Annotated in this window: 6 protein-coding genes and 1 pseudogene; 3 read left to right on the top strand and 4 right to left on the bottom strand. The window is 42.9% G+C overall.

The annotated features are described in order from the left end of the window. Complete coding sequence (locus tag PN457_RS09040; protein WP_417006597.1) at window positions 1-627, bottom strand: IS607 family transposase; 627 nt, start codon at window positions 625-627, stop codon at window positions 1-3. Window positions 628-800: 173 nt separating this feature from the next. Next, complete coding sequence (locus PN457_RS09035; protein ID WP_271732768.1) at window positions 801-1,034, bottom strand: DUF3134 domain-containing protein; 234 nt, start codon at window positions 1,032-1,034, stop codon at window positions 801-803. A 236-nt stretch (window positions 1,035-1,270) separates the two neighbouring features. On the opposite strand from PN457_RS09035, the gene PN457_RS09030 reads away from it, so the two are divergent. The 3 genes and pseudogenes from PN457_RS09030 to PN457_RS18460 all read left to right on the top strand — a co-directional run bounded on the left by PN457_RS09030 (window position 1,271) and on the right by PN457_RS18460 (window position 3,701). Further along, window positions 1,271-2,191, top strand: coding sequence for a class I SAM-dependent methyltransferase (locus tag PN457_RS09030; protein ID WP_271732767.1), 921 nt, complete (start codon window positions 1,271-1,273; stop codon window positions 2,189-2,191). A gap of 241 nt (window positions 2,192-2,432) precedes the next feature. Then, a pseudogene (locus PN457_RS18465) lies at window positions 2,433-3,245 on the top strand (6-pyruvoyl trahydropterin synthase family protein); the annotation flags it as partial. Next, window positions 3,246-3,701, top strand: a complete 456-nt coding sequence (locus PN457_RS18460) for a 6-carboxytetrahydropterin synthase (protein ID WP_425332608.1) — start codon at window positions 3,246-3,248, stop codon at window positions 3,699-3,701. A gap of 312 nt (window positions 3,702-4,013) precedes the next feature. Here the strand turns inward: PN457_RS18460 and murJ are convergent, their stop codons facing one another. Beyond that, window positions 4,014-5,618, bottom strand: coding sequence for a murein biosynthesis integral membrane protein MurJ (gene murJ, locus PN457_RS09020; RefSeq protein ID WP_271732764.1), 1,605 nt, complete (start codon window positions 5,616-5,618; stop codon window positions 4,014-4,016). Window positions 5,619-5,637: 19 nt separating this feature from the next. Continuing rightward, a complete protein-coding gene (locus PN457_RS09015; RefSeq protein ID WP_271732762.1) occupies window positions 5,638-6,144 on the bottom strand; it encodes a pentapeptide repeat-containing protein in 507 nt (168 codons plus the stop codon). Window positions 6,145-6,182: the final 38 nt, after the last annotated feature.

Below are 6,182 nucleotides of genomic sequence, written 5' to 3'. Positions count from 1 at the left end.
TTAAATACACTGTTCGGTGGCTGCTTTGTCGATTTCTTGTGACGCGATTTCTTTTTGTAAGTCTTCTTTGATGATTGACTTGTATTTTCTAAGCCCGTATAACCTGCTAGAGAAACAGTGGATGATCGACAGCATATCTTGTACAAGTTCCTGCTCTGGACTGAGCTGGCGGTCATTGAGAACCACGAGTTCGCACTCAAATTTTGTGCATAACCACCTAACCAATTCAAATCCGAATCGGACAAGTCGGTCAGGGTGGGGAACGACAATACGTTGGATATCGCCGTCGATGATTCTTTCCAGAATGGCGAGGAATTTTTTCCGTTGAAAATTGAGTCCGCTGCCAACTTCTGAAATAATTTCAGCCTCTGGGTATCTTGTGCGTAAGTGTTCAAGTTGTCGTTGCAAATCATCTTGCTGGGAATGAGTCGATACTCGTCCATAACAAATAGTTTTAATTGTCCGGGGTATTCCGCCGATTTTTTCGACTTCTTCGAGGATGAACCGCCTTTGACCGCCTGGTGTACGGATTGCTTTAAGCTTGCCTTCGTTTTCCCATCTCCTGAGACTGGAGACATGGACACCAAGGATTTTAGCTGCTTCCTTGGGAGTGACATGTTGCATCAAGACTTCATTAAATCAACTACTTTTAGTATAGGGTGAGTTAGTATGATTTACTCGGTTTAAGCAAATAATTTACAATTATTTACACGTCTCACAACTGACTTAGCCGTAGTTCCAACCGCGCACAGATAAGTCTAAACCGAGTTGGGTGATTATTCAGTTCGGTGAAAAATCTGCTAATCTTCTAAGTCCATGCTGGCATCATCTTCATCATGATCGTAGTGAATATCATCAAGCTCAATCATGTCAGAAATTTCTTCTACTGAATTCAGTCCCCGATATTCTTGAGGTTCACGCTCTATGAGTCGACCATTTGACTTCAACCATTCTAGTAAAACAAACTCATTACTAGTACGAATTACCGTGGCTCGTTGGTTACGAGGTGCTTCACTCAAGGGGCCATTAGACATAATATAAAAACCTCAATTTTTAGGATAAAAACTAGACTGGCTGGAACTGACATCATCCCATAACCTTTAGCATGGCGATTCTTAACCTCATTAAGCGTCTCGACCATCTGTGAGACAAAGACACACTCAGTTACTACATTTAGGTTAGCTACAATGGAATGTATGACTAGACTAAACCTACACAATTGTATCATAGGTAAACAAGGCTGTTAAACCCAAACCAAACCCAAAACAATATGACTGCTGCGACAACAACTTCTATTGGTTTAGCCTCCCGTTTGGTAAATGGTATCCTGGCTATCAAACCTTTAGCCAGTGTAGCCAAGCATCAAGCTAGACAAATGATGATTAAACGCGCTGAAAAAATCGGCGTTCCCTGGACACAAGAAGTCAAAAGCTTACAGTCCCGTGATTGGACACCAGAACTCACAAAAGTTCACAATCCCCAGCTTGCTTACCCAGACTACTATCTCACCTCATTTCATGCTTACGACAGTGGTAATCTCAGTTGGCAAGCTGCCTTTGAAGTCAAACCCGCTGCCCATGCTGTTCATGCTAAAATCTGGCAGGATGCAGATACCCAAGGTGATGCTAAACTACGTCAAAGTTACCACGATATTCTCACAGCTTCCCTTCCCCATGCTCCCCAAGATATTTTAGATGTGGGATGTAGTGTAGGACTAAGTACCTTGGCTCTACAAGCAGTTTATCCCCAGTCTCAGATTACAGGTTTAGACCTATCGCCTTACTTTTTAGCCGTTGCTGACTACCACGCCCAACAATCTCAAGCTCACATCAATTGGCTCCATGCTCCCGCAGAATCTACTGGGTTACCAGATGCATCTTTTGACTTAGTTTCTATTTTCTTAATGTGCCACGAATTGCCCCAGTCAGCAACCCGAAATATTTTGGCAGAAATGCGCCGGGTGCTGCGTCCTGGTGGTCATTTAGGGATTATGGATATGAATCCCCAATCAGAAATATACAAGAAAATGCCCCCCTACATTTTGACCCTGCTCAAAAGTACTGAACCTTATTTAGATCAATATTTTGCTTTGGATATTGAGCAAGCTTTAGTTGATGCTGGTTTTCATGTTCCCACTATCACCAGCAACACCCCGCGTCACCGCACAATTATAGCTCAAGTCAGGTGCTGATTTGTAGATGTTGACTTCCCTCTCCCAAATGGAGAGGATGTAAACATAAATATACACCCCAAATAAACCCCCTGTGAGTTTTGACAACCTTTGTAAATTACTAGCATCAAAAACATCCGCAAGAATTTGCGCGGTGGTTACTACCAGAAGAACCACAACTTAGGTCATCCAGGAGCCCAATTAGTTTATGCTGTAAATAGTGAAACTTTAAGAAATATTGAGATAGGTTTACAGAATAATCATGCAATGTATTGTTAATCGTCGCGCTCAGTTTTTAGCTAGTCATCGGTATTGGTTACCGGAACTGAGCGAAGCCGAGAATATGGCAAAGTTCGGTCTCTCCGCCAAATTCCCCGGTCAAGGACATAACTATGTGGTTTTTATCTCCATGTCCGGTGAACTGGATGAGTATGGTATGGTATTGAACTTATCTGATGTCAAACACATCATCAAAAGAGAAGCTACTGGACAGCTAGATTTTTCTTACCTTAATGAGGTGTGGCCAGAATTTCAGCAAACTCTCCCCACTACCGAAAATATTGCTCACGTGATTTGGCAACGTTTAGCACCCCATTTACCCTTAGTCCGTGTCCAGTTGCTTGAACATTCGCAACTTTGGGCAGATTATACAGGAGAGGGAAAAAAAGTGGCCTTGACTGTCAGGAGTCATTTTAGCGCGGCCCATCGTTTAGCACCTAACCTCAGTGCCGAGAAATATGGTAAGTGTACCCGTACCCACGGACACAACTATCATCTAGAAGTTACAGTAGAAGGCGAAATAGACCCACGCACTGGGATGATTGTAGATTTAGCTGCTGTTAATAGAGTAGTAGAAGATTATGTACTTGAGTTGTTAGATCACTCTTGCTTAAATGAAGATATTCCCTATTTTGCGGAATCGGAAATAGTTCCCACTACAGAGAATATTGCACTTTACATTAGTAATCTGCTCAGGTCTCCTATTCATGACTTGGGAGTTAATCTGTCTCGAGTTAAATTATTTGAAAGTCATGAGTTGTGGGTAGATTATAATATAGGTGAAACAGAAACCTCCTTGACTGTTGCCACTCATTTTAGTGCAGCCCACAGATTGGCCCATCCTAATTTAAGTTTAGAGAAAAACCTAGAAATTTACGGTAAATGCGGTAGGGTAAATGGACACGGACATAATTATCATTTAGAAGTTACCCTGAAAGGAGAAATTGACCCCCGCACAGGTATGGTAGTTGATTTAGGTGCTTTAAACCGGGTCATTGCTGATTATGTCTTAGAACCATTTGATCATGGTTTCTTAAATAAGGACGTTCCTTATTTTGCCGAAGTTGTCCCCACCGCTGAAAATATCGCCCTACATATCACTAACTTACTGCGATCGCCCGTTGAAGAACTAGGTGCTCGACTGCACAAAATCAAACTAACTGAAAGTCCCAATAACTCCTGTGAAATTTACTGCACACAGTCAGATACAAATACTGTCAACGCGGTAAAATCTGAACCAGTTTTAGTTTAAACCTCAACCGGGACCACAACCCCTCCCTTCCAGAGGGGAAAGGGTTAAGGAGAGATGCTAAAATTCCCCCTCCCTTCCAGATGGGAGGGGGTCAGGGGGTGGGGTATTTATTTTCCTCTCCCTTCCAGAGTGTACAAAAACTGCTGATAAATTATACAGAGGGTAGTAAAGCCCGCTTAGATGATGATCAAGTCACCCAATTAGCGGAAGACAATGACAACCTAAGTTTACTGCTTATGGAAGGAATTAAAAAGTCTAGTCTCAGCATTTCTTTATCAACTTTTTTACTGAGAACATAAGCTTTAATTATTACTATCTCTTCAGCAATCTTTGACGCATCCCCACAGCAAAACTATTCACCTCTGGTATTTTCAAACATGAGGCAATGATAGCAAAAACCAAGATACCCACTAAACCCGATACACATAACTGTAACAGTTGAATAATTAACCCCTGTGTACCCAACAACTGCTGTAAACTCACTAAAGTACCAAAACTAGCAACACCAGCCGCAACACTACCCGCAGTTAAACCCAAAATTGGGATACTCCACTCACGCCAAGGTAAACCATTGAGTTTACGGTCAAGTAACCATAATAGCATTACTACAGAACTAAAGTTTACACCTACGGTTGCTAAAACAATCCCAGTCGCCCCAAAAGGTTTAACCAAAATCCCATCAAGTACAGCGTTAAGGAAGATGTTAAAAGTACTAATCCTAAAAGGTGTCTGTCCATCTCCGAGAGCATAAAATACCCGTACCAATACATCCCGCCCTAAATATACAAACATCCCCACACCATAGGCAATCAGCAGGGATGAAACCAGCTGTGTGGCTTGTTGTTGGAAAGCACCCCGTTGATAAATTATCTCTACGATGGGGACAGATAACACCACCATTAACGCTCCTAATGGTAACATCGTGACGGCGGTGAGTAAAATTCCTTGGCGAATGCGTAACTTTAGGTCTGGCCAATGTTCGGGAGCCGCTAACTTAGCAAACATTGGTAATAAAGGTAACAAAATAATATTAGAGATAATACCCAGGGGAGTTTGCACTAGGAGATTGGCATAGTTAAACCCAGCCGCCGCACCGGGTATGGGACTAGCAAAGTAAAGGTCTGTGGCGACGTTAATCGGCATCATCCCGGAGGAAATTGTAGCTGGTGTCATAATTTTGATCACCTCTTGCACTCCAGGGGATTTAAAATCAAACCGCAGGCGCAATGTACCTAGTCCTAAGCGCCACTGGACAATTAACTGGGCTAACCATTGGAGAATTGCGCCCCCTAGGGTTCCCCAAGCTAAGACCATACCACCGATGAAGGCGTATTCTGGTTTAATAATATCTTCACCTAGTTGCCCGGTTAAGATGGCAATGCCGGCAATCACAGTTACACTAGATAAAAGGGGACTGATGGAAAGTAACCAATATTGATTAGCGGCGTTGAGGGTACCAAAACCAATACCTATTAAACCCGCAAATAAGGCCATGGGTGCCATAATGCGGATCTGTTGAATGGCGATCGCCCTGGTAGTCGATTCTAAGCCATAACCAACAATATCAATGATGGTATCAGCAAAGAAAATCTGAGCCAAGGTCACCAGTAGGAGTAATCCACCTACCAGAGTTGTTACCGTTTCTACCAGGGGGGCGCTTTCCGAGCGTGAGCGCTTGGCTAGAACACTGACAACCGCACTGTGTAATGGTCCATTCACCCCACCCAGTAAGATTAAGAGAAAACCCGGAATAATATAAGCGTAACTATAAGCAGTAGCCGCAGCCCCAACACCAAAAGCCGCGGCGATCGCCTGCTGTCGCACTAAACCAAAGACTTTACTAATTAATGTAGCCGCCGCTACTATCCCCGCAATTCCCGCCAAGGAACGAGGGGGTTTCTGGTCTTCTTGAGTCACTTACTATACCTGACAACTATTACCGACATCCTAAACTATCCCGTGTCGCCACCCCTGTAACGGGATTGATACCCTGAGCGCGATCGCACATTAAAGAAACTTGATACCGGTCTATCAAAGCATCTGTAAAATCAGCACCAGTGATGTCCGCATCAAAAAACCGACTCCGGGTCATAGTTGCTTCTGTAAAAATAGCATTCTTTAAATTTGCCCCATCCATAGTCACCCGGTCAACTAAAGCCCCTGTGAGATTTGCACCCTCCAAATTAGCATTTAACAACACCCCCTTAGTCAGAATCGCATTGCTTAAATTAGCCCCTTGGAAATTTGCGCCCCGCATTTCCGCCGCCACAAAAGTCACCCCAGATAAATCAATGTTAGAAAAATCACTATCTTGGAGACTAGCATTACTATAGTTGATTGTGCTAATTTGAGCCAAAACTGGTTGAGGATTAATTAGCACCCATAACCAAGTCAAAACCACAATTACCAGCCAACTAAATAATTTAAGTAAAAACTTTTGCATAACTCTAAAAACTTTGTTGATGATCATTAGCCAATAGT

It is taken from the genome of Anabaenopsis arnoldii (assembly GCF_028331025.1).
In the GTDB taxonomy this organism is placed as follows: Bacteria; Cyanobacteriota; Cyanobacteriia; order Cyanobacteriales; family Nostocaceae; genus Anabaenopsis; species Anabaenopsis arnoldii.
Note: the sequence above shows the minus strand (reverse complement) of the source record. Positions and strands in the feature narration are given on the sequence as shown.

Coding starts and splice junctions, on each gene's coding strand:
- PN457_RS09015 (WP_271732762.1), bottom strand. CDS start 6,144: ATGCAAAAGTTTTTACTTAAATTATTTAGTTGGCTGGTAATTGTGGTT.
- PN457_RS09035 (WP_271732768.1), bottom strand. CDS start 1,034: ATGTCTAATGGCCCCTTGAGTGAAGCACCTCGTAACCAACGAGCCACG.
- PN457_RS09030 (WP_271732767.1), top strand. CDS start 1,271: ATGACTGCTGCGACAACAACTTCTATTGGTTTAGCCTCCCGTTTGGTA.